The organism is Streptomyces tateyamensis (assembly GCF_003205575.1).
GTDB classification, from domain to species: domain Bacteria; phylum Actinomycetota; class Actinomycetes; order Streptomycetales; family Streptomycetaceae; genus Kitasatospora; species Kitasatospora tateyamensis.
On record NZ_PYBW01000378.1, the window covers coordinates 1 to 247 of the forward strand.

The 247-nt window shown below is 74.5% G+C and carries 1 pseudogene; it reads left to right on the forward strand.

The features are described 5' to 3' along the window. Positions 1–247: pseudogene (locus tag C7C46_RS33810) on the forward strand (NAD(P)/FAD-dependent oxidoreductase); the annotation flags it as partial.

A 247-nucleotide genomic window follows, 5' to 3' on the forward strand; every position in this document is an offset into this window, starting at 1 on the left:
TGGAGGCGACCGCGGTGCCCGGCGGCGCGGTCCGCTCCGCCGAGGTGACCGCGCCCGGCTACCTGAGCGACCTCTACAGCTCGTTCTACCCCCTCGGGTACGCCTCACCGGTGCTGGGCGGCCTCGACCTGGGGCGGCACGGGTTGTCCTGGCGACATGCGCCGGACGTGCTGGCGCACCTGCTGCCCGACGGCCGGTCCGCGGTGATCAACCGGGATCCGGACGTCACGGCCGCCTCGCTGGAGCA